20 protein-coding genes are annotated in these 22249 nt (G+C 61.4%); 11 read left to right on the top strand and 9 right to left on the bottom strand.

Annotated elements, in window-relative coordinates; translation table 11 throughout:
- Positions 1-75: 75 nt before the first annotated feature.
- Positions 76-936 carry a PDDEXK family nuclease gene (locus tag AC22G6_RS04690; protein ID WP_487365820.1) on the top strand — a complete coding sequence of 287 codons (861 nt, stop codon included), beginning with the start codon at positions 76-78 and terminating at the stop codon, positions 934-936.
- On the opposite strand, the gene AC22G6_RS04685 is transcribed toward AC22G6_RS04690, so the two are convergent.
- A complete protein-coding gene (locus AC22G6_RS04685; RefSeq protein ID WP_487365819.1) occupies positions 933-1613 on the bottom strand; it encodes a recombinase family protein in 681 nt (226 codons plus the stop codon). The genes AC22G6_RS04690 and AC22G6_RS04685 overlap by 4 nt on opposite strands.
- Positions 1614-1770: 157 nt before the next feature.
- On the opposite strand from AC22G6_RS04685, the gene AC22G6_RS04680 reads away from it, so the two are divergent.
- Both AC22G6_RS04680 and AC22G6_RS04675 read left to right on the top strand, forming a co-directional pair.
- Entirely contained in the window at positions 1771-2094 is a 324-nt protein-coding gene (locus AC22G6_RS04680) for a hypothetical protein (protein WP_487365818.1), read from the top strand.
- 397 nt (positions 2095-2491) lie between these two features.
- A complete protein-coding gene (locus tag AC22G6_RS04675; RefSeq protein WP_487365817.1) occupies positions 2492-3022 on the top strand; it encodes a hypothetical protein in 531 nt (176 codons plus the stop codon).
- Positions 3023-3530: 508 nt separating this feature from the next.
- Here the strand turns inward: AC22G6_RS04675 and AC22G6_RS04670 are convergent.
- The 3 genes from AC22G6_RS04670 to AC22G6_RS04660 form a co-directional block, all read right to left on the bottom strand.
- Complete coding sequence (locus AC22G6_RS04670) at positions 3531-4130, bottom strand: IMPACT family protein (protein WP_487365816.1); 600 nt, start codon at positions 4128-4130, stop codon at positions 3531-3533.
- 193 nt (positions 4131-4323) lie between these two features.
- Positions 4324-5130: an SDR family NAD(P)-dependent oxidoreductase gene (locus AC22G6_RS04665; RefSeq protein WP_487365815.1), complete on the bottom strand. Its 807-nt coding sequence runs from the start codon at positions 5128-5130 to the stop codon at positions 4324-4326.
- Positions 5131-5143: 13 nt separating this feature from the next.
- Entirely contained in the window at positions 5144-6112 is a 969-nt protein-coding gene (locus AC22G6_RS04660; protein WP_487365814.1) for an LLM class oxidoreductase, read from the bottom strand.
- A 258-nt stretch (positions 6113-6370) separates the two neighbouring features.
- Between AC22G6_RS04660 and AC22G6_RS04655 the strand changes: the two genes are divergently transcribed.
- Positions 6371-7279 (top strand): LysR family transcriptional regulator, encoded by a 909-nt coding sequence (locus AC22G6_RS04655; RefSeq protein WP_487365813.1) that lies wholly within the window; start codon positions 6371-6373, stop codon positions 7277-7279.
- 48 nt (positions 7280-7327) lie between these two features.
- On the opposite strand, the gene AC22G6_RS04650 is transcribed toward AC22G6_RS04655, so the two are convergent.
- Together AC22G6_RS04650 and AC22G6_RS04645 are read right to left on the bottom strand one after the other, a co-directional pair.
- Complete coding sequence (locus AC22G6_RS04650; RefSeq protein WP_487365812.1) at positions 7328-8290, bottom strand: alpha-E domain-containing protein; 963 nt, start codon at positions 8288-8290, stop codon at positions 7328-7330.
- Positions 8291-8292: 2 nt separating this feature from the next.
- Entirely contained in the window at positions 8293-9750 is a 1458-nt protein-coding gene (locus AC22G6_RS04645) for a circularly permuted type 2 ATP-grasp protein (protein ID WP_487365811.1), read from the bottom strand.
- A gap of 546 nt (positions 9751-10296) precedes the next feature.
- On the opposite strand from AC22G6_RS04645, the gene AC22G6_RS04640 reads away from it, so the two are divergent.
- From AC22G6_RS04640 to AC22G6_RS04615, 6 genes are all read left to right on the top strand, one after another.
- Positions 10297-11097 carry a substrate-binding periplasmic protein gene (locus tag AC22G6_RS04640; RefSeq protein WP_487365810.1) on the top strand — a complete coding sequence of 267 codons (801 nt, stop codon included), beginning with the start codon at positions 10297-10299 and terminating at the stop codon, positions 11095-11097.
- The gene (locus AC22G6_RS04635; RefSeq protein ID WP_487365809.1) at positions 11094-14573 is read left to right on the top strand and encodes an EAL domain-containing protein; all 3480 of its coding nucleotides are present in this window, start codon (positions 11094-11096) and stop codon (positions 14571-14573) included. The genes AC22G6_RS04640 and AC22G6_RS04635 overlap by 4 nt, the downstream gene beginning before the upstream one ends.
- Before the next feature lie 115 nt (positions 14574-14688).
- Positions 14689-16242, top strand: coding sequence for an acyl-CoA carboxylase subunit beta (locus AC22G6_RS04630; protein ID WP_487365808.1), 1554 nt, complete (start codon positions 14689-14691; stop codon positions 16240-16242).
- Between the two features lie 19 nt (positions 16243-16261).
- Complete coding sequence (locus tag AC22G6_RS04625) at positions 16262-16693, top strand: OadG family transporter subunit (protein WP_487365807.1); 432 nt, start codon at positions 16262-16264, stop codon at positions 16691-16693.
- 8 nt (positions 16694-16701) lie between these two features.
- On the top strand, positions 16702-17097 hold the full coding sequence (locus tag AC22G6_RS04620) for an acyl-CoA carboxylase biotin carboxyl carrier protein subunit (RefSeq protein WP_487365806.1): 396 nt from the start codon (positions 16702-16704) through the stop codon (positions 17095-17097).
- 53 nt (positions 17098-17150) lie between these two features.
- Positions 17151-18281, top strand: a complete 1131-nt coding sequence (locus tag AC22G6_RS04615; protein WP_487365805.1) for a sodium ion-translocating decarboxylase subunit beta — start codon at positions 17151-17153, stop codon at positions 18279-18281.
- A gap of 17 nt (positions 18282-18298) precedes the next feature.
- Here the strand turns inward: AC22G6_RS04615 and AC22G6_RS04610 are convergent, their stop codons facing one another.
- From AC22G6_RS04610 to ahpC, 3 genes are all read right to left on the bottom strand, one after another.
- Positions 18299-18793 (bottom strand): acyl-CoA thioesterase, encoded by a 495-nt coding sequence (locus tag AC22G6_RS04610; protein ID WP_108949396.1) that lies wholly within the window; start codon positions 18791-18793, stop codon positions 18299-18301.
- Between the two features lie 191 nt (positions 18794-18984).
- Positions 18985-20538: an alkyl hydroperoxide reductase subunit F gene (gene ahpF, locus AC22G6_RS04605; protein ID WP_487365929.1), complete on the bottom strand. Its 1554-nt coding sequence runs from the start codon at positions 20536-20538 to the stop codon at positions 18985-18987.
- Between the two features lie 128 nt (positions 20539-20666).
- Positions 20667-21230, bottom strand: coding sequence for an alkyl hydroperoxide reductase subunit C (ahpC, locus tag AC22G6_RS04600; protein WP_108949397.1), 564 nt, complete (start codon positions 21228-21230; stop codon positions 20667-20669).
- A 214-nt stretch (positions 21231-21444) separates the two neighbouring features.
- On the opposite strand from ahpC, the gene AC22G6_RS04595 reads away from it, so the two are divergent.
- A complete protein-coding gene (locus AC22G6_RS04595) occupies positions 21445-22227 on the top strand; it encodes an ion transporter (RefSeq protein ID WP_487365804.1) in 783 nt (260 codons plus the stop codon).
- Positions 22228-22249: the final 22 nt, after the last annotated feature.

Raw genomic sequence — 22249 nt, 5'->3', positions numbered from 1 at the left:
CTTACGCTGAGCAAAGCGGAGCTATTGGAAACTCTTGGTTGCATTGATCAGGACTCCTTAGCCAGGCAGCGTGTCTTGGACATAGAGACGTTGTTCCGCGCGAAAATCAGCAATCATGTTGCGAGCTTGCCGCCGGCGGAGTCTGTGTTCGCCAAATTCTCGACAAGCCCTTTCGTATTGATGATGTATTCCAAGAGGAACAATTATTCGCGGGTCAGCCAGATCGAAGGTGACATCTTACCTGCAAAGTTATTCTCTTCGATGGAGACATCGGCAGGCAGAATGATTGAAGAGATTCTGCTGCCGGTCTTTGGTTGGCAATGTGTTCTCAGCGGAATGCATACCTCCAACTCCTCCCTTGATGGGCGAAAGCTGGACCGTGGTTTGCTCAAGGTTGCCACCCTCAAGAGTGGTCCTCGTTGCCTAAATGATGAGATGAGCGAGAACTTTGCTGACGCTATCATCAGCCACGCACCTGCCTGGGCAGCGGAGGCAGGAGTTACGGAGATTGATTTCACGTATGGCGTCCTTTACGGCACTCAGAAGCAGTCGAATAAGAAGGACTGGCACATTATTCGCAATCTGGCTGAGAAATTGCCAGAAGGCAGCTTCCACGAACTACCTCACAGTCGTTGGCAGTGTGGATTCACTCATAAGGGAATCAGGATCAATGCAACGATCCGCGTAGGGAAAAGCTGGTGGGATTTCCTTGGTGGCCAGACGTGCTTGGTAGAGTTGTGTGCAGCGCTAATCCGCGCCTGCGTTCGCCCTGGTGAGATGGACGCTGAGGACCAGAGCTACACAATTTCGGACTTGGCCGACATTGTCTCGACTCGTTCCGTGCCGCAAGCCTTCAACTCCGCCCTCTTGCAGCGAAGTCAAATTCCTTGGTTGTTCTTTCTGGTGCGTCATTTCTGCGATTCATTGACTGACTAGGCACGGCTTGGGTGGCCTATCTGTTTCATGACGCGCTGAAGTTGAATTAGTGACCAGGAGCCACCCTTGGCGGTTTTTACGCCGAGGGTGTTTAGTTGATCAACCATGGCTCGCTGGGTCATTCCCGCCGCCTTAAACCCCGCAACCACGCCAGACAGGCGTTCGGCAAAAATTTTGGCTGCTGATTGACGAGCTTCAAGGTGAGGCTTGAGGTTTGCGGCTCCTGCTGAGCCAAGCTTGACCCCTCTTGCTTTTGCTGCTGCTAGTGCTGCCGTGGTCCGTTCGCTGATCTGGTCGCGCTCCCACTCGGACATTACGGCGTGCATGTGAATCATCGTCTTGTTGGCGTTGGGCATGTCAGCCGCCACAAAATCCACGCCTGTTTCTAGTAAGCCTGAAACGAAATGCACATTGCGTGCAAGTCGATCAAGTTTTGCAATGATCAGCGTAGCTTTGTTTCGCTTGCACATTGCAAGGGCTGCGGCCAGTTCAGGGCGCTTTGCCAGCGCATTGGAACCCTTGCCAGTTTCAATCTCTTGAAACTCCCCAATTAACTCCCCGTTCTGAGCTGCGAGATACGCGCCAACAGTTTGGTGTTGAGCATCAAGGCCAAGACCGCTCCGTCCCTGTTGGGCGGTGCTGACGCGGAAGTATGCAACGAACTTGCGGTGCCCCATGCGTTTCTCCTGACTACATTTCGAGACGGACGTTTGATATGTAGTCATGATATCATTTTTCGTGACATGTCACGTATTTTGTGATAGATTCGTTCTTATGAATACGAAATCCGAACCTTCCTCGAAGCGCGGTCGAAAGCCCATCGGTGATGCGCCCATGACCGCTGCCGAGCGAAAGCGTGCCAGCCGCGCTCGTAAGGCTGCTGAAGGTCATGGCGAGTTCATGGTCTCGCTTGGGGGTGGGATGCTGTCATTCATTGATAGGATGGTTCTTTCAAGCGGATCTAGCCGCTCGCAAGTGCTCTTCGACCTCCTTGAAATGGCTATCTCCCGCATGGCCTTAGTGGAAGTGCTTGCAGAAGAGATGTGGGCGCAGGGGGCGACCGATGAAGAGGTTCAGGCTTTCATGGCTGAATCGTTGCGTTCAGCCCCTCCCGCACACTTGGTTCAGAAATACAGGGAGGTGATGGGCATTCAGTAATCATTTCCCTCATGCTTTATCGGTATCCAGACGTTCGGGCATGAGTGGGCGGCATCTTTGATGGCGCAGGGGTAGAAGGAACTGACAGAACCCCAACGGTGGAGTTGGCCCAAAAGGTCGCCGCAGGCCGTGTCAGTGAGTGTGATTCGATGAGCGCCGGACCTCGATCTAGTCGAATCATGCAACACATAGCTGTGGCTACGATTGAGGCTCAATGGAACCTATACCATGTTCATGGTCGGGTTGAGGCGTGCCACCTAACCTTCATCGCACTCGATGGGGTTGGGGGAGTATTGCACCTCAACCTACCCATGTTTTGCATTCAGTATTCAGACCTCCGGTCTGAAACTGAAAAGAATGCCCTTCCTACGTCCAAAGTGTTTATCAGAAGAAAGTCATGATAAGGAAAACAGCAAGCCCCGCAGAGATCAGTCAGGCATTGGCGTTAAGAGAGGCCGGTTACACCGCCCTCTCAATCAGCCAGCGCCTTGGGATCAGTGTGCGGTCGTTGCAACGTCACTTTGCAGACCACGGCACGAAGAAGGGAAGTATCAAGAAAGATGTTTTGGACAACGCAAGGGCTGACCTGTTGAAGCGGGTTACGTCAGATGAGGCAATCAAAGAAGAGGCTGCCAAGCTCATCAATGACGACCTGGCGCACGCTCAACATCTCCGGGAGTTGATGATCAACGCCACCGAGCATCTTCAAGCTACATCGCTTAAGGAAGCCGTTCTGGTCATGCGTGCGGCAGCAGCCTACTCCACCGCGATCAAGAATACGTCAGACATGATGCGTCACACGCTACGGATCGAGAAGAGCATTGACGACACCGAGAAGGACTTGCCGGAGTTGTTGATCAAGGAACTGACCAGCGACGAGATTGAAGCCATGAGGAAGGCGGGTCGAGAGGACGAAGCAATCGTCTAATCCTAATGGCGGGGTGATGGCACGATCATGGCAAGGAGCGAAGTCCTAGAAGAATTGCGACGTCCAGATGCCCTACCTTGTCTTTTGCGCGAAGTGAATTTGAAAACTCACCTGACCAGGCCCGCCCTGGCAAGGTTGCCAATGGAAGGGTGATTGACCGTTACGGATTACGCCTTCACACTGCCGGTCAGGTGTTGCACTTGGGTGTGACACATCGATCAACCTCGACACCGAGGCGGCGACAGAAAGCCCCGACAGATCAACGGCCTGATTTTTTTTGGTGGTGATAGCTAGATTCTGCCCATCACCACCACAAAATACAGTGGAAAGCCCAGCCCTCACCGGCTGGGCTTTTTGCTTTCTGGCCTGGACCTGGGTCGCGGATCGACACACCTGACTCCGCCAAGGTGGACAACGAGTCCGTACCGGCGCAACTCAGCCACTTCGCAGAACAACACGAACAACCGAACATCGGCCGCGCCCGGTGAGGCGCGACAACTCGATGACCTCAGTCGGCCAAGGTTGGGGCGCACCAGGCAATGTGCCCCTTGCCAGCCTCATCCAGGCGCTCAACCAGAGCAGCGGCTGAGCTCTCCTCAAGCGAAAAAACGAACGTGACCTGTGCGCCATGCTGAACGCATTGCAGTTGCCCCCGGGCCGCTTCAAGCTCTCGACGCAGCAGCCCCTCAAGCGCGTAGGGAACCGCGCATTGAAGGGTTCGCACTTTCAGAACAGGCACCTTGGTCGCCGACTTGAGAGCCTGGGCAACGCAGTTCGTGTAGGCCCGCACCAATCCGCCTGCCCCTAGCTGAACGCCTCCGTAGTAGCGCACAACCGTCGCCACGACTCCGTCCAGATCCTGATGCCGCAGCACATCGAGCATCGGGCGCCCGGCCGTACCTGACGGTTCGCCATCATCCACCGCAGCGGAGTGGCCACCCGCAAGAAGCGCCCAGCAGACATGCGCGGCCCCGGGATGCGTCTCGCGCAATCCGGCGACGATGAGCTTTGCGGCCTCACGGTCGGGGACGGGTTGCACGCAACACAGGAACCGGCTCTTCTTGATGAGCAGTTCACTCTCAACGGCAGAGGCAATGGTCAGAGACATGAGCGGGAGGGTAAAGCAGGGGCAGGTCACCCGCCAACGGCGCACCGAAGAAAAACAATGAGCTCAGCCGTCACCGGCTGAGCTCATTCGCATTCCCTTCGGGCCATGGCTCAACGCAAAGGAGCCATGCTCAAACCGCCACCGGCATGGGGCCGTCACGATTCTCAGCAGACGCGCACTCCACCGGCCGCGATCAGGCCAGGCCCGCAATGAGTGTCTCGATCGTGCGCACGAGCACCTCTGATTTCCTTGCGTCAAGCCCATCGGGATGGGGCGAGGCAAACCGGCGTGAATCGTTGTCGTAGTACTTGCCGTTGGCCGTCGCAAACTCATCAGACAGTGCCGCGCGAGTGAGGATATCCGCTCCAATGGCGAGATCGCCGCCGTCGACGCCGAAGCCCTCCTTCACCATCTTGCTCCCCAGCAGGGATCCGGGATTAACCGCTACGATGACCGGCCCGTCCGCCTTCAGTTCGAGCGCCAGATGTCGGGCCCACATCGTCAGTGCCAGTTTGCTTTGCGCATACGCAGCCATGTCAGCCAGAGGGACCTTGCCCGCCAGCGCGTCCACATCAACCGGCGCCTGCGCAGCGGAGGACAGGTTGACCACCCGGCCAGACGGCCCCAGCAAAGGCATGAGCCGTTTCGTCAGCAGATAGGGCGCGATCGTATTCACCACAAATCGCACGTCGAGCCCGTCGGGGGTAATGGGTTCGGGCGTACGGAGGATGCCGGCGTTGTTGATCAGCACATCGAGTTTGGAATGCCGCGCGGCCACGGCGCTGGCGAGCCCCTCGACCTCGCCCATGCGTGACAGGTCAGCCACGTAGGTTTCCACCACACCAGCCCCCGGTAGCGCACGCAACGTTTTCTCCACCTCCGCCAACTTGCGCGGATTACGTCCGTGCAAGAGTACGGTGTGCCCTTTCGAGACCAGCATTTTTGCTGTCTCCAAGCCAATGCCGTCGGTCGAACCGGTGACAAGAATCGTTTTCTGCATTGTCGCTCCTCGCTTAAGCGCTGAAGTCCGGCAGCACTTCGGCGGCCAGACGGTGGATTGTGGTCTCGATATCAGCATGGTTGAAGCGCAGGTTCAGCGCCACGTGATTCACGCCGATCGATTCCAGCTCTTTCAGGTAGGTCCGAAGGTGAAGCACGCCTGAGCGAAAGCCCAGATGAATCGGTTGCGGCGGCATCTCAGGGTCGTCGGTCAGATCGACATAGAGCGATTGCATCGCCGGCTTTGCTGCGCCGCCCACGGCCTCGACCCGCGCCCGCCAGTCGGCAATGATCTTCGCCTGCACCAACGCCGGGCGCGGATAGGTGATCCAGCCCGCGCCGTGGCGTGCGATCCAGTCAGGGTCCTGCTGGCTGGCGCCAGTGATCAGCAGCGGCAGTTGTCCGCCCGCAGGTTTGGGCAACATGTCCATGTCGCCATCGGGGCAGCCATAGATGTTCTCAAACGCTGGCGATGCGTCCGACATGCGCTCGATATAGTCGAAGCTGGCACGAAAACGGGCGCCGCGTTCGGCAAAAGGCAGGGCGAGCGCCGGATACTCTTCCGGCCGGTCCCCCGACGCAACCCCGAGAATGATCCGCCCCTCCGACAGCACGTCTGCGCTGGCCGCCGCCTTCGCCACATGGGCCGGATGACGCAGGGGCAGCACGATACTCGCCACGCCCAGCGCGATCCGCTCGGTACGGGCGGCGAGAAAACCGAGGTAGGTAAAGGGGTCGAAGATCTGACCTGCATCGCCGAATGAGGGGACGTTGAAGGGAACGTCCCGCAGCCAGACCGCAGAAAAGCCAAGCGCCTCGGCCAGCCGAACCCGCTCCACGTGACGGGCCATGGTTGGCACCGGACTGCTTGCATAGGTTTCCAGCGGCACTACCAGTCCGAGGCTCAGCCGGTTCGGGCGGAAGGTGCTGTTGTATCCCCGGTTGATAGGCTGAAACTGTGGGGTATCGATCGTCTTGGACATGCGGTTTTCCGTTATTGCGAGCAGCGGACGACGACACACGCCGCGGCGATCGCGTTCCTTGCCGATCCGCGCCGTTCAGGCGAGATCGTCGTTGCCTTCGATGAGGAAGTGGTGAGTTATGGGGCACAGACTGCAAAGCACCTCGACGCCCTGCTGCCAAGCCGTGGACATCCAGAGCACGGGCTTAAAGGTAAAGACTTGCGTTTCGTGGATAAAGCAGGCATTCAGGAGTTCTTAATTCGGCTTTTTGATATAAACATGGATACAGAAAGCATCCGGCTCTTTCTACTTGCGGCGGAAAAGCTCAACATCAGTGCCGCAGGCCGCGCATTGGGCCTCGCGCCTGCTGCGGCAAGTGCGCGACTGGCCAAGCTGGAAACCACCCTGGGTGCGGACTTGCTGCTGCGGTCAACGCGCAAGGTGGCCTTGTCGATGGAAGGGGCCGAGTTCCTGCCCTACGCCCGGGAGATCCTCGCGCAGGAGAGCGCGGCATTTGCAGCCCTGGGACTGGGACGGCCGGTTGCGAGCGGCACCTTGCGCTTTGCCGCTTCGAGCACCTTTGCACAGCTCTACATCGCGCCGCTGCTGCCGGAATTCCTTGCCCTGCACCCAGGCATCACGCTCGACCTGAGACTGTCCGACACGCAGTTCGACCTGATTGAGGGCAGCTTCGACCTTGCCCTGCGCAACGCGGTGCTCGATGACAGCAGCCTCAAGTGTAGAAAGCTGGCCGAAGACCGGCGCGTGCTGTGCGCATCGCCCGCTTACCTTGCGCAGAACGGAGTCCCCCGCCACCCCGACGACCTGGGTGCACATCAGCTGATCGGCTTCAGGGACCTGGCGTCCAGGGCGCTGATCAGTGACGACGGGCGATCGGGGCGTTTCGACCCGCGCCTTGCAGGCGGCCGACTGGTGCTGGATGACGGCTTGAGTCAGAAGATCGCCACACTCGCAGGGGCAGGAATCTCGGTGAATTCACTGTGGAGCGTTCATCGCGAACTTGCAGAGGGCAAGCTCGTACGCGTACTGCCGGACTACTGGGTCGACGATCAGTCCGCGTTGTGGCTGGTCTATCCGAAATCCAATGTCCTGACGGCAAAGGTCAGGATATTCATCGACTTTCTGATGGACAGAATCGGCAACGCGCCAGCATGGCGCGCGCCTTGAAAAACAGCGCCCGGCAGCCACGACAAGGGCCGCCGGACGCTGATGCCATCAGTCCTCGATGACCGGCGCCGGTTCGTCCACTCCGGCAAACCAGGTGGACTTGATCACGTCGTGAATCTCGCCGATCCCCACCTGCAGATCATCCACAAACCGGTGCAGGTCGTCCGGTGAGCCGGCCAGCCAGTCGGTATCCACCGAGTCGAAGCGCGCCTGCAACGCCGTTACCACTGCACAAGCCGCATCGTTCCGCGGCAGGGTGTACATGTTTCGATGCAGGTCCATGAGACAGCGCTTCACCGAACGCGGAAAAAGCGGGTCGTTGAGGATGAAGCGAACCACTTCCGGACCGCGCACGCGGTGACGAACATGCTGGCGGTACATCTGGTAGGCCGACAGCGACTTGAGCACGCCCATCCACTGCAGATTCTCGAAGGGTGTGAGATCTCCCGGTGCGCGGGGCAGCAGGTTCGCCGAGCGCACGTCCAGGGTACGGGTGGTCATGTCGGCACGCTCGAGATAGCAGCCCATACCGCAGAAGGTGCGGGCCGGCGTGTGACTCAAGGTACCGATGATCATCCCGGTAATGGTCTGGCAACCGCGAATCACGGTCTTGAGAAACCCGTCCATCCGGCGCACTGAAATGCCCTGGCTGGCCTGCTCGCTGACGGCGTGGTAAAGCTGATTGACTTCCTCCCACACCTCGCGCGGCATCACCTCGCGAGTGGTACGCAGGTTCTCGCGTGCGGCAGCAAGTGCCGAGACGATCGAGCCACTGTAACGCCGGTCGGCACACAGGAAGGCCAGCACGCTGGCCTCGTCGCGCTTGCCATAGTGCTCGTTGAAGAGTTCGTCACTGCCCGTGATATTGATCAGCGAGGACCAGCCCAGGTTGGCCGTACCCGGAAAATCGAGCATCACGTGGCGGCTGACCTGGATCAGACGGGCAGTGTCTTCGGCGCGCTCCATGTAGCGCCCCATCCAGTAAAGGTTTTCTGCGACTCGGGACAACATGTTCAGGCCCCCTCGGTATCGACAATCCAGGTGTCTTTGCTGCCACCACCCTGAGATGAGTTCACCACCAGCGACCCCTTGACCAGCGCAACCCGTGTCAGGCCACCCGTCGTTACGTAGGTATCGGTACCGGCAGAGAGAATGAACGGACGCAAATCGACGTGCCGTGGATCGATACCGTCTCCGCACAGTGTTGGCGCGGCAGACAGCATGAGTGTCGGCTGCGCCATGTAGTTGCGCGGATCGGCCTTGATGCGCTCCGCGAATTCGGCCTGCTGTTCAGCTGTTGAGTGCGGCCCGACCAGCATGCCGTAACCGCCTGATTCGTTGGCAGGCTTGACCACCAGCTTGTCGAGATTGTCGAGCACATAGCGCCGGTCGTCTTCGTACATGCACAGATAACTCGGCACATTGGGCACGATCGCCTCTTCGCCAAGGTAATACTTGATGATCTTGGGGACGAACGCGTACACGACCTTGTCGTCCGCAACACCCGCACCCGGCGCATTGCACAGCGCCACCTTGCCCGCGCGCCAGGACCGCATCAGGCCGCGCACGCCCAGCATCGAGTCGGGATTGAAGGCCTCCGGATCGATGAACAAGTCATCAACCCGCCGGTAGATCACATCCACCCGCTTGAGGCCATCGATCGTGCGCATGTAGACACAATCGTCGGTACCGACAATGAGGTCGGAGCCTTCGACGAGATCCACGCCCATCTGCTGCGCAAGATAGGCGTGCTCGAAATAGGCCGAGTTATAGATGCCCGGGGTCAGGATCGCGATCGAAGGCATCTCGCCCGGACGCGGCGACATCGCCGAGAGCATGTCGTAGAGCTGTGACGGGTAGTCGTCGACCGGCATGATCCTGCCGGTTTCGAACATCTCGGGCATCACCCGCTTCATCACGTTGCGGTTCTCGAGCATGTAGGACACGCCCGAGGGGATGCGCAGATTGTCTTCGAGGACGTAGATGGTGCCATCCTTGTCGCGCACCAGATCCGAACCGCAGATGTGTGCCCAGATGCCGTGCGGCGGACTCACACCCACGCATTGAGGGCGGAAGTTCACCGACTGCTCGAGCAGTTCGGCCGGAAAGACGCCATCCTTGATGATGCGCTGGTCGTGGTAGAGGTCGTCGATGAACAGGTTCAGCGCGTGCACGCGCTGCTTGAGCCCCGCCTCGACGCGCTCCCACTCCTTCAGCGGAATGATTCGCGGCACGATGTCGAAGGGCCAGGCCCGATCGATCATGTTGCCGTCCGAATACACGGTGAAGGTGATTCCCATCACCTGAATCGCCACCTCGGCGGCGGTCTTGAGCTCTGCCACCTCTTCGGCGGACAGGCTCGCCAGGTAACGGCACAACTCATCGGCTGCTTCCCGGGGCACCCCGTCCTCGGTGACAAGCTCGTCGTACAAACCCGAACAGGCGTAATCGCTCCAATCGATGCGTGCCATAGCTCCCTCTGCGGTACCGGCCCGCGAATTGCGGGTAGATTCGTCATACAGTACCCTTGCCGCGCCGTATTTTCCAGCACAGCCTTCATCAAGCGCGTTCATGCGCCCACGGCTTGACGACGGATACGCCGCATGGGGAATTGAGCCACAAAATTGGCGGGGGCATCCGCCCCTTACTGCACAGCGAAGCCCGCCATGCGCGACGTGAAGAGCGCCCACCCGACCCGGCTTCGCCGACGCATGCACGCGCACGCGGGCGGTTTCCTTAAATTAGGGCTTTCGGTTGATGGCCTGCTGGCTGGCCGCATTCAGGCACTGGCGTAGCAGATTTCCATGCTGGTTGTCTCACGGGCAGTGCCGGCGCACACTTCCCGCACAGAGGATTGAAATCCATCTGCGTGCAGCCGAGACATCCGCCGCATTCATTCCTACTTACGAAGTGGTAATCTTCGCCACCGCAAAGCGCCCCGGGACCGCGCTGCCGATGTCTCGTCATCGGTCGTTACCGAAAATGCTCCAAGGCCGTTTTCAGGAAGGAAGATTCTGATGCACCGCATTGCTCTGACACTGACCGTCGCCACATGTCTCGCCTTTCCCTTGCACGCGGCCAGCCAGCAGGAGCGCACCGGACGCCTTGAACGCGTCACGGCAGACAGGCAGGTCCGCGTCTGCATCTGGCCGGACTATTACGGCATCAGCTATCGCAACCCGAAAACGCAGGAGCTCTCGGGGATCGACATCGACATGGCCGAGGCGCTCGGCAAGGATCTTGGTGCCAGCGTTGTTTTCGTAGACAGCTCATTCGCACGCCTGATCGACGACATCAGCGCCGACCGGTGCGACGTCGCCATGTTCGCGGTTGGCATCACCCCGCAACGACAGAAAAAACTGCGCTTCACCACGCCGCATCTCGCCAGCGACATCTACGCCATTGCGTCGAAAACCAACCGCCGCATCAAGCAGTGGGACGATATCGACAAGCCGGGGTCGGTCGTCGCCGTGGCGAAGGGGACGCTGCATGAGCCTGTGATGCGCAACAAGCTCAAGGCCGCCGAACTGCTGGTGCTCGACACCCCGTTTGCGCGCGAACAGGAGGTGCAGGCGGGGCGGGCCGACGTATTCATGACCGATTACCCTTACATTCAGCGCTTTCTCGCGAATGCACAGTGGGCCCGACTCGTGTCCCCTCCAAGCACGTATCACGTCACGTCCTATGCCTATGCGATGCAACCCGGGGATGACGATTGGCATGCCCGCCTCGAGCGCTTTGTCAGCGACATCAAGCGTGACGGTCGCCTGATGTCTGCCGCCAGGCGCCACAAGCTTGACCCGATCGTCGCTCCGTGACGCAGAGCGTGCGCCAGCTGCGCCTCACCTTCCTGCTCACGCTGTCGCTGTTCTCGGCCGGGCTCCTTGCAATCACCGGCTACACCCTGTGGCGCCTGAACGCTGACGCGGTGCGTGCGGGCTATGAGATCTCGGCGCTGCACACCCGCAGCTTCGAGGACTATCTGACACAGAGCCTGAATATTGCCGAACTGGCGGCCGCCACCTCGGTGACAGAAAACGATGGCCGCCCCGACCTCGCGGCGACTGAGGTCGCCTTTCTCGCCACCTTGCGCAATTCTCCCTTCCTGCGCTCGATGTCGCTGGTCGACGATCAGAACCGCATCATCGCCAGTTCCAATCCGGCCAATATCGGCGAGACGATCACGCTGGAAGACTTTCTTCCGCCGGTCAGCGGCGCCCGCGAGATTCTGCGCATTGGCGTCCCGTGGGCCGGACGCGATTTTGCCGGCGGACGCCGCTCCACGGCAGACGCCCCGCTGGACGCCGATGCGCTGAGTTTCATCCCGGTCGCGCGCAGCCTGAGCTTCGGCGACCACGCGGTCACGATCCTGATCGCGCTGAATCCGGACTTCTTCGTCAACCTGATGTCGCAGAGCGTCCATTCCGAAACGGCCCTGATCAAGGTGCTGCGCTACGACGGCACACTGCTGATCGCCAACGACCCCGACGCCCGAGCAGGCACGGTCAATGCCGGCGACCTCGCTGCCCTGGTGCAAACCGACGCCGAGCACGGTCGCTTCGAGCGCGACACGGATGACCGCGGTGGCGCCCTGAGCACCTTCCGCGCCTCCTCCCTGTACCCCTTCATCGTGATCACCCACCTGTATCGCGACACCGCGCTGCAAGGCTGGAGAAGCGAAGCGAAAGCCCTGGTGTTCGTGGTCGGCTCGGCCCTGCTCGCCGTCATCCTGATCGCCGGCGCCTTCTACCGTCGCCGCATCCAGCTGATGACCCAGCGCGCCGAAGCGGAGCGGCTGCAGCGCATCAATGCGACGGTTTTCGAGTCCAGTGCCGAGGCGATCGTCATTACCGACGTCAACGCCGACATCATCTCCGTCAATGCCGCCTTCACCCGCATCACCGGTTACGGCACAGACGAGGTCATCGGCCGCAACCCCCGTCTGCTCGCATCCGGCACACATGACAGAGCCTTCTACACCCGGATGTGGACCACCCTGCTCAACGAGGGCTTCTGGCGCGGGCAACTGGCCAACCGGCGCAAGGACGGCACGCTCTACCACGTGCAGATGTCGATCACCGCCTCGCGCGACACACAGGGAAAACTGCAGCACTACATCGGCGACATTGTCGACATCACCGAACGCAAGCAGGCGGAGGAGCGCCTGCACCTCGCCGCCAGCGTATTCACCCATGCACACGAAGCCATCATGATCACCGCACCCGACGGCCGCATCATCGATGTCAACGCAGCCTTCAGCCGCATGACCGGCTTCAGCCGCGAAGAGGCGCTGGGGCAGAACCCTCGTATCCTGAAGTCCGGCCGTCAGTCCGACGAGTTCTACGCAACGATGTGGAAAACCCTGGTCGAGAACGGGCAGTGGTCGGGGGAGGTCTGGAACCGACGCAAGAATGGCGAGGTGTTCGCCGAAATGCAGACCATCAGCGCGGTGCGCGACGAGCACGGCAACATTCAGCGTTACGTGGCACTTTTTTCGGACATTTCCCGGCTCAAGGAGCACGAGAGCCAGCTGGAGCACATTGCCCACTACGATGCGCTGACCAGCCTGCCCAACCGCGTACTGCTTGCCGACCGGCTGCACCAGGCCATGGCCCAGGCCCAGCGGCGGAAACAGCGCCTGGCCGTCGCCTATCTCGACCTCGACGGCTTCAAATCGGTCAACGACCACAACGGCCATGACGCGGGTGACCAGCTGCTGATGACCGTGTCGACACGCATGCGCCAGACGCTGCGCGAGGGCGACACGCTCGCCCGCCTGGGCGGCGACGAGTTCGTCGCGGTCCTGGTCGATCTCGATGCGGTCGCCGACAGCGTGACACTGCTCACCCGCCTGCTCGCGGCTGCCGCCCAGCCGGTTCATGTCGACGATCTGGTGCTGCAGGTTTCGGCCAGTGTCGGCGTCACCTTCTATCCGCAGACGGAGGAAGTGGATGCCGACCAGTTGCTGCGTCAGGCCGACCAGTCGATGTACCAGGCCAAGCTCTCGGGCAAGAACTGCTATCACGTCTTCGACGCCGACCATGACCGCAGCGTGCGCGGCCACTACGAGAGTCTCGAACGCATCCGCCAGGCCATGACCGAGAACGAACTGGTCATGTATTACCAGCCCAAGGTCAATATGCGCACCGGCAAGGTGGTCGGCGCCGAAGCGCTGATCCGCTGGCAGCACCCCGAAAAGGGACTGCTGCTCCCGGGCTCCTTCCTGCCGGTCATCGAGAACCATCCGCTGTCGATCGAGCTCGGCGACTGGGTCATCGACACCACGCTGAGCCAGATGGAAGCCTGGCATGCCCTCGGCCTCGACCTGCACGCCAGCATCAACGTCGGCGCCCGCCAGTTGCGCGACCCCGGCTTTGTGGACCGCCTGCGCGACATCCTGAGCGCACACCCGCAGATCCCGCCCTCCTGCGTTGAGCTGGAAGTCCTGGAGACAAGTGCGCTCGAGGATCTCGCCGGGGTCGCGGAGATCATCCAGGCCTGCAGCGAGCTCGGCGTAAAGTTCGCACTCGATGACTTCGGCACCGGCTATTCGTCGCTGACCTACCTCAAGCGCCTGCCGGTCGCCCAGCTCAAGATCGACCAGAGCTTCGTACGCGACATCCTCGACGACCCTGACGATCTCGCCATTGTCGAAAGCGTGCTCGGCCTGGCCGCAGCGTTCCGCCGCCAGGTCATTGCGGAAGGCGTGGAGACCGTGGAGCACGGAGAGCTGCTGCTGCAGCTCGGCTGCGAACTGGCGCAAGGCTACGGGATCGCGCGTCCGATGCCCGCCGCGGCGATACCTGGCTGGTGCGCATCGTGGCGCCCCGACCCGACATGGCAGGCTTGCCGGACCGTCAGACGCAGCGCGCTGCCCCTGCTCTTTGCCAGTGTCGAACATCGGGCGTGGATCAGCGCCTTGATTCATTACCTCAAGGGCGAACGGGGGGCACCGCCACCGCTCGATCGTCATGAATGCGCATTCGGCAAGTGGCTGGACGCTGGCGGCCTGAACCATCGCCGAGGCGACAGGACCTGGGAGCAGATTCAGTCCGTGCACCGGTCGGTTCATGAACTGGGCACGCAATTATGCACCATGCATGCCCGGGATGAGGTTCAGCACGCCGAGCTTGAACGCGGCATCCGCGACTTGCTCGAACTGCGCAATGCGCTGATCCTCCAGCTGCGGGCATTGCTCCAGCTTGCCGAGCGCCCGGCCGGGCAGCGCCAGGCGGAGTACCGCCCGGCGGAAGCGGTCACGCAGCGCTCACATACCGCCGGCACGGAAAGATAAACCCGCCTGCATGTACAAGGCTGGAATGAAACATAGACCATGCTAAGGTTTGTACCTGCGCAGGCGTTTTCGCCTGACGCGCGGCAATGCTCAACCCCAGCGCTGAAGAGGATCCATGGCGATTGACAAGAAGCTACTCGACGACCTTGAGCGACGCCAGGCCGAGGCCATTGCCTCCGGCGGGCCGGAACGCATCGCCAGGCGCCATGCCAAAGGCCAGCTGACCGCACGCGAGCGGCTGCAGGGCCTCTATGCCAGGGACACCTTCCAGGAGTTCGGTCTTCATGCCCAGCATGAGACGCGCGGCTTCGGCATGGAGAAGAAATCGCTCCCCACCGATGGCGTCATCACCGGTATCGGCTTTGTCGACGGACGCCCGGTCGCAGGTTTCAGCCAGGACTTCATGATTGCCGGCGGATCACTCGGCGCCGTCCACGCGCGCAAGATCTGCGAGCTGATGGACCATGCCGCACGTGGCGGCATGCCGCTGGTCGGCTTCAACGATTCGGGTGGCGCGCGGATTCAGGAAGGTGTGGAAAGCCTGTCGGGCTATGGCCAGGTATTCAACCGCAACGTGCTGATGTCAGGCGTCGTACCCCAGATCGCGGTCATCTGCGGGCCGTGCGCAGGCGGCGCGGTGTACTCCCCGGCGATGATGGACTTTCTGATCATGACGCGCCACTCGGCGAGCATGTTCATCTGCGGTCCGGAAGTCATCCGCGCCGTCACCGGCCAGCACACGACCTTGGAAGAAATTGGCTCGGCCGAAGCCCATGCGCGCGACTCGGGCAACATCCACTTCATTGCGGAAGATGACCGCCACGCCCTGGAGCTGGTACGCAAGCTGCTGAGTTATCTGCCATCGAACAACATGATGGACCCGCCCCACCGCCTGAGCGAAGAGATCACGCTGCAGGACGACACCGGTATCGAAGACATCCTGCCGGAAGACGCCAAGCGTGCCTACGACGTCAAGGATGTCATCGCCCGCCTGGCCGACGAAGGCAGCTTTCTGGAGGTGCAGCAGGAGTTTGCAGCCAACCTCGTCATCGGGCTCGGACGCATCAATGGCGTCGTGGTCGGCTTTGTCGCCAACCAGCCCCTGGTCAAGGCCGGCACGCTGGACATCGACGCCTCGGACAAGGGTGCGCGCTTCATCCGCTTCTGCAACATCTTCAACATTCCCCTGGTCACGCTGGTCGATGTGCCCGGCTTTCTGCCCGGCGTGGCGCAGGAGAAGCAGGGCATCATCCGGCACGGCGCCAAGATGCTGTTCGCCTATGGTGCAAGCACCGTCCCCAAGATCACCGTCATCATGCGCAAGGCCTACGGCGGCGCCTTTCTGGCAATGTGCTCGCGCGACATGGGTGCCGACCTCGTGCTGGCGTGGCCGACGGCCGAGATTGCCGTCATGGGGGCGGAGGGTGCAGTCAACATCCTGTACCGCAAGGAGATCGACGAGGCTGAAGACCAGGCCGCACGTCGTCGCGAGCTGATCGACGAGTATCGCGCCGAATTCGCATCGCCCTACCAGTCTGCCGCGCGCATGTTCGTGCATGACGTGATCCAGCCACGGCGAACCCGCGCTGCGGTGTCGCTGGCCCTGCGCTCCTTGCTCTCCAAACGCGAGACGCGTCCTCCCAAGAAGCACGGCAACATCCCGCTGTGAGGACCGGGGAGCACCAGCGATGAGCGTAACCGACACCCTGGCATTCATTCTGACCGGCTTCAGCGTCGTGCTCATCGCACTGTCGCTGCTGTGGCTGGTCAGCGCGCTCATCGGGCGCCTGTTCGCGGTCGCCGCGCCCCGTCCGGCCGCCGTCGCTGCGGTCGCCCCGCCTGCAGCCGGGCCGACACCCGCTGCGCCCGGCATCCCGGCGGCGCATGTCGCAGCAATCACGGCCGCCGTCGCGGTCATGACCGGTGGGCGCGGACGGGTGGTCTCGGTGAGGGCGCCAGCCCATCTGGCCGTCACCTGGGCCCGCGAGGGCCGCACCGAGCAGTTTTCATCGCATCGCGTGCGCTGGGACTGGGCCATCCCCGGCCCACCCCATGTTGACCAGGACGCACCCCCGCAAGACCCGGCGCCCGTGCAGCCCCCCGTCAACAGACATCAATGAGAGAAACAATGAGAAATTTCAGGATCACCGTTGACGGCACCCCCTACGAAGTCAGCGTCGAGGAACTGGATGCTGTCGCGCCGGCCAGCGCGAGCCCGTCACCGGCACCGTCCCCCGCTCCGCGCCCCGCTCGCCCCGCAGCGGCGGCCGCGCCAGCCGCGCCGCCACCCGCTGCAGCAGCTGACGGCGGTGCGGGCGACGTGCCCAGCCCACTTGCCGGGACAGTGGTTTCGGTCGATGTCGCGGTCGGTCAGCACGTCACGAAGAGCCAGCAACTCGTGGTCCTCGAGGCGATGAAGATGAACACCTACATCACCGCACCGCGTGACGGCAGAATCACGGCGATCAACGTCGCTGCCGGCACCGCAGTGGCCGAGGGGCAGTCCCTCCTGAGCATCGGCTGAAGCGTGCACCACAGCCCCCCGACAGCCCGAGCACCTCATCCGAAGGCCTCCCGATGGACATGCTGAACGACCTCATTGCGCTCACCGCCTTCGGCCATGTGACGCTGCAGATGATGATCATGTGGGTGGTCATCTGCGGCCTGCTCTACCTCGCGGTGTACAAGAACTTCGAGCCCTTGCTGCTGGTGCCGATTGCCTTCGGTGCGCTGCTGGCGAACCTGCCCACCGAGGGCATGGTCAACCCGCCGGTGGGCGACACCCCGGGCGGTCTGTTCCACTACATCTCGCTCGGGGTCCATCTGGAGCTGTTCCCGCCGATCATCTTTCTCGGCGTCGGCGCACTGACGGATTTCGGCCCGGTCATCGCCAACCCGCGCACCTTCCTGCTCGGTGCCGCCGCCCAGTTCGGTGTCTTCGCCACCTTCATCGGTGCCGCAATGCTCGGCTTTTCGACCGACCAGGCAGCGGCCATCGGCATCATCGGCGGCGCCGACGGCCCGACATCGATCTTTCTCGCCAACAAGCTCGCCCCCGAACTGCTGGCACCGATCGCGGTGGCGGCCTATTCCTACATGGCGCTGGTACCGCTGATCCAGCCCCCGATCATGCGCGCGCTGACCACCACCAAGGAGCGCGCCATCCGCATGCGCTCGCTGCGTCAGGTATCGAAGACGGAGAAGCTGATTTTCGCGCTGGTGGTCACCGTGCTGGTCATCCTGCTGGTGCCCGCCGCCTCAGCCCTGATCGGGATGCTGATGCTGGGCAATTTCCTGCGCGAGTGCGGCGTGACAGAGCGTCTGAGCAAGGCCGCACAGAACGAAATCATCAACATCGTCACCATCCTGCTCGGCACCTCGGTCGGCATCACCATGACCGGTGAGCGCTTCCTGCAACTGGAAACGCTGAAGATTCTGAGCCTGGGCATCGTCGCCTTTTCCATCTCGACGGCATCGGGCGTGCTGATGGCCAAGCTGATGAACCTGGTGTCGAAAGAGAAGATCAATCCGCTGATCGGTTCGGCAGGCGTGTCTGCCGTCCCGATGGCGGCCAGGGTCAGTCAGGTGGAAGGTCAGCGCGCCGACCCCGGCAACTTCCTGTTGATGCATGCGATGGGGCCGAACGTGGCCGGCGTCATCGGCACTGCCGTCGTCGCCGGTTACTTCATCGCCAGGCTCGGAAACTGAACCCGGTCGCGTCGGCCTCAGCCCCGCTTTCCCTCATTGCCATGCGTTTCGGCAAAACGCCTCTCCAGCTCGAGGCGCAGCGCCTTGCGTGCCGCAGCGGCCTCGAAACGGCGCTTCTCCTCGGGGCTGAACGGCCGTAGCGGCGGCACCGGCACCGGCTTGCCCTCGTCGTCCACCGCAACCATGGTGAAGAAGCAGCTGTTGGCATGGCGCACTTCCTGGGTGCGGATGTTTTCCGCCACCACCTTGATGCCGACCTCGAGAGAAGACTTGCCGGTGTAGTTCACGCTGGCGAGAAAGGTCACCAGCTCGCCCACCATGATCGGCTGGCGGAACATCACCTGATCGACGGAGAGCGTCACGCAGTAGCGTGCGGCGTAGCGACTGGCGCAGGCATAAGCCACCTGGTCGAGCTGCCTGAGGATGGCACCACCGTGCACCTTGCCGGAAAAGTTAGCCATCTCCGGGGTCATGAGGACGGTCATCGTGAGCTGGTGTGCAGGCAAATCCATTGTTCTTGCTTCCGACTGAGTGTTGGGGGGTGCCCTATATTCGCATGATCCGACGCCCGGGCGCACGGCTGCAAGCCGGATTCAGCCTCATCCTGCCACCAGCGTACTTTCGGTTCGCTTTCGGCTCACGGACGCCCAAAAAAATGCCCCGCTCGCTGGCGGGGCATTCGTGAAGCAATGCTGACCTTTGGTCAGGCTTCGACCGAACTCCGGATCAGGTGATCGAAGGCGCTCAGCGCGGCCTTGGAACCCTCGCCCATGGCGATGATGATCTGCTTGTACGGCACCGTGGTGCAGTCACCGGCGGCAAAGATGCCCGGCACCGAGGTCTGGCCCTTGGCGTCAACGATCACTTCGCCGAAGCGCGACAGCTCGATCGCGCCCTTCATGAAGTCGGTATTGGGCAGCAGGCCGATCTGGACGAAGATGCCTTCGAGCTCGATGCGCTTCATCTCGCCGGTGCTGCGGTCCTTGTACATCAGGCCATTGACCTTGTCGGTACCGGTCACTTCGGTGGTCTGGGCACTCTTGATCACGGTGACGTTGGGCAGGCTGTAGAGCTTCTTCTGCAGCACTGCATCGGCACGCAGAGTGTCGGCAAACTCAAGCAGGGTGACATGGGCCACGATGCCGGCAAGGTCGATCGCCGCCTCGACGCCCGAGTTGCCGCCACCGATCACTGCCACACGCTTGCCCTTGAACAGCGGGCCATCACAGTGCGGGCAGTAGGCCACGCCCTTGCCACGGAACGCCTGTTCGCCCGGCACGTTCATTTCGCGCCAGCGTGCGCCGGTCGCCAGAATCACGGTCTTCGCCTTGAGCGAGGCGCCGTTTTCAAGCTGCACCTCGGTCAGGTCGCCCGGCACCAGCTTGGCCGCACGCTGCAGGTTCATGATGTCGACGTCGTACTGCTTGACGTGCTCTTCGAGCGCCGCAACCAGCTTCGGCCCCTGGGTTTCCTTCACCGAGATGAAGTTCTCGATCCCCATGGTATCCATCACCTGGCCACCGAAACGGTCGGCCACGATGCCGGTGCGAATGCCCTTGCGTGCGGAATAGATCGCCGCCGCCGCACCCGCCGGGCCACCACCGACGATGAGCACGTCGAACGCGTCCTTGGCGGCAATCTTGGCGGCCTCGCGCTTCTCGGCGCCGGTATCGATCTTGCCGATGATCTCGGCCAGCTCCATGCGCCCCTGGCCAAATTCCTGGCCGTTCAGGTAGACCGTGGGCACGGCCATGATCTTCCGCTCTTCCACTTCGCCCTGGAACAGCGCGCCATCGATCATGGTGTGGCGGATGTTCGGATTGAGGATGGAGAGCAGGTTGAGCGCCTGCACCACGTCCGGGCAGTTGTGGCAGGACAGCGAGATGTAGGTCTCGAAATTGTATTCGCCCTCGATGTTCTTGATCTGCTCGATCACGTCCGCCTCGACCTTGGGCGGATAGCCCGCGCTCTGCAGCAGGGCAAGGATGAGGGAGGTAAATTCATGCCCCATCGGCAGGCCGGCAAAGCGCACGCGCGCTTCTCCGCCCTTGGGACCGACCGAGAAGGAGGGCTTGCGCTCGGAGTCGTCACGACGTTCGATGACGCTGATGAGGTCCGACTGTTCGGCGACATCCTTGATCAGCGCCTGCATTTCGCGCGACTTTTCGCCATCGTCCAGCGACGCCACGATCTCGATCGGCTGCGTCACCCTTTCCAGATAGGTTTTCAGTTGAGTCTTGATATTGGCGTCCAGCATGATGACTTCTTCCTTGATAGTGAGGACCATCGGCATGTTCGGTGGTCCGGATACAACGCAGCCGGCGCGTGGCCGGCTGCAGAGCAGGCTGCCTGGGCCGGATAGGCCCGGGCAACTACAGCGACAACTTAGATCTTGCCGACGAGGTCGATGGACGGAGCCAGGGTCTGCTCGCCTTCCTTCCACTTGGCCGGGCACACTTCGTTCGGGTGCGAGGCAACGTACTGAGCAGCCTTCAGCTTGCGCACGGTTTCGGTCACGTCACGGGCGATCGCGTTGTCATGGACTTCCATGGTCTTGATGACGCCGTCCGGATTGACGATGAAGGTGCCGCGCAGTGCCAGGCCTTCTTCGGCGATATGCACGTCAAAGGCGTTGGTCAGCTTGTGGGTCGGATCGCCCACCAGCGCGAACTTGGCCTTGCCCACGGCGGGGGAGGTCTCGTGCCACACCTTGTGCGAGAAGTGCGTATCGGTGGTAACGATGTACACTTCGGCGCCAGCCTTTTCGAACTCTGCATAGTGCTCGGCCGCGTCTTCAATCTCGGTCGGGCAGTTGAAGGTGAAGGCTGCAGGCATGAAAATCAGGACGGACCATTTGCCCTTCAGATCTGCATCGGTCACTTCGATGAACTTGCCGTTCTTGTAGGCTTGAGCTTTGAAAGGCTGAACTGCGGTGTTGATCAGGGACATTGCTGAGTCTCCGTGTGGGTTGATGTAACTGCGACGAACAAATGATAGTCGCTTGAACGAATTTGCTCTAATTGAGATTGAAGATGGCCTCGATTGGAATTTACTATCGAAAGCCATCAGGTGATTGCCAGCCTGAATTCTACTGAATCTGAACCCGCCCCGCGCAAGCAACTCAAAGACGCGTTCCCACCCCCTTTAAAACTGCATCACGACCATGACAGCACTTCGCACCCTTATTGAATCCATTGGTTTTCAACGTTTCATCATCACGGTGATTGTCATCAATGCCATCACCCTCGGGCTGGAAACCTCGGAAGCGGTGATGGGCGCTGCAGGTGGGGTGCTCATTGCCCTCGACCGGCTCGCGCTGGCGATCTTCGTCGTCGAGATCGCACTCAAGCTCCTGGCCTACCGGCATCGCTTCTTCACAAGCGGCTGGAACCTGTTCGATTTCACCATCGTCGCCATCACGCTGGCGCCCACAGGCGAAGGCATGGCCGTGCTGCGCGCGCTGCGAATCCTGCGGGCCCTGCGCCTGGTGTCGGTCATTCCGTCGATGCGCAAGGTGGTCAACGCCCTGCTCCGCGCCCTGCCCGGCATGGGCTCCGTCCTTGCGCTGCTGCTGCTGGTGTTCTATGTCTCATCGGTGATGAGCACCAAGCTCTTCGGTGCGGACTTCCCGGAGTGGTTCGGCTCCATCGGTGCGTCCTTCTACACCCTGTTCCAGGTGATGACGCTCGAATCGTGGTCGATGGGTATCGTGCGCCCGGTGATGGAGGTCCATCCGCTGGCCTGGGTCTTCTTCGTGCTCTTCATCCTGCTCACCACCTTCGCGGTGCTCAACCTCTTCATCGCCATCGTGGTCGACGCGATGACCGAGGTCGAACATCAGGAGCAGGACCAAACACGCACCCTGGTCATGGTGGATCACGAAGTCCTGATGGCGGAGATTCGTGCGCTGAGGACGGAAATCAGAGCGCTCAAGAACGACGCCTGATAATCGAGTAGGGGACGGGGTC

The sequence above is a fragment of the Parazoarcus sp. PS-13 R2A genome (assembly GCF_057621855.1).
Note: the sequence above shows the minus strand (reverse complement) of the source record. Positions and strands in the feature narration are given on the sequence as shown.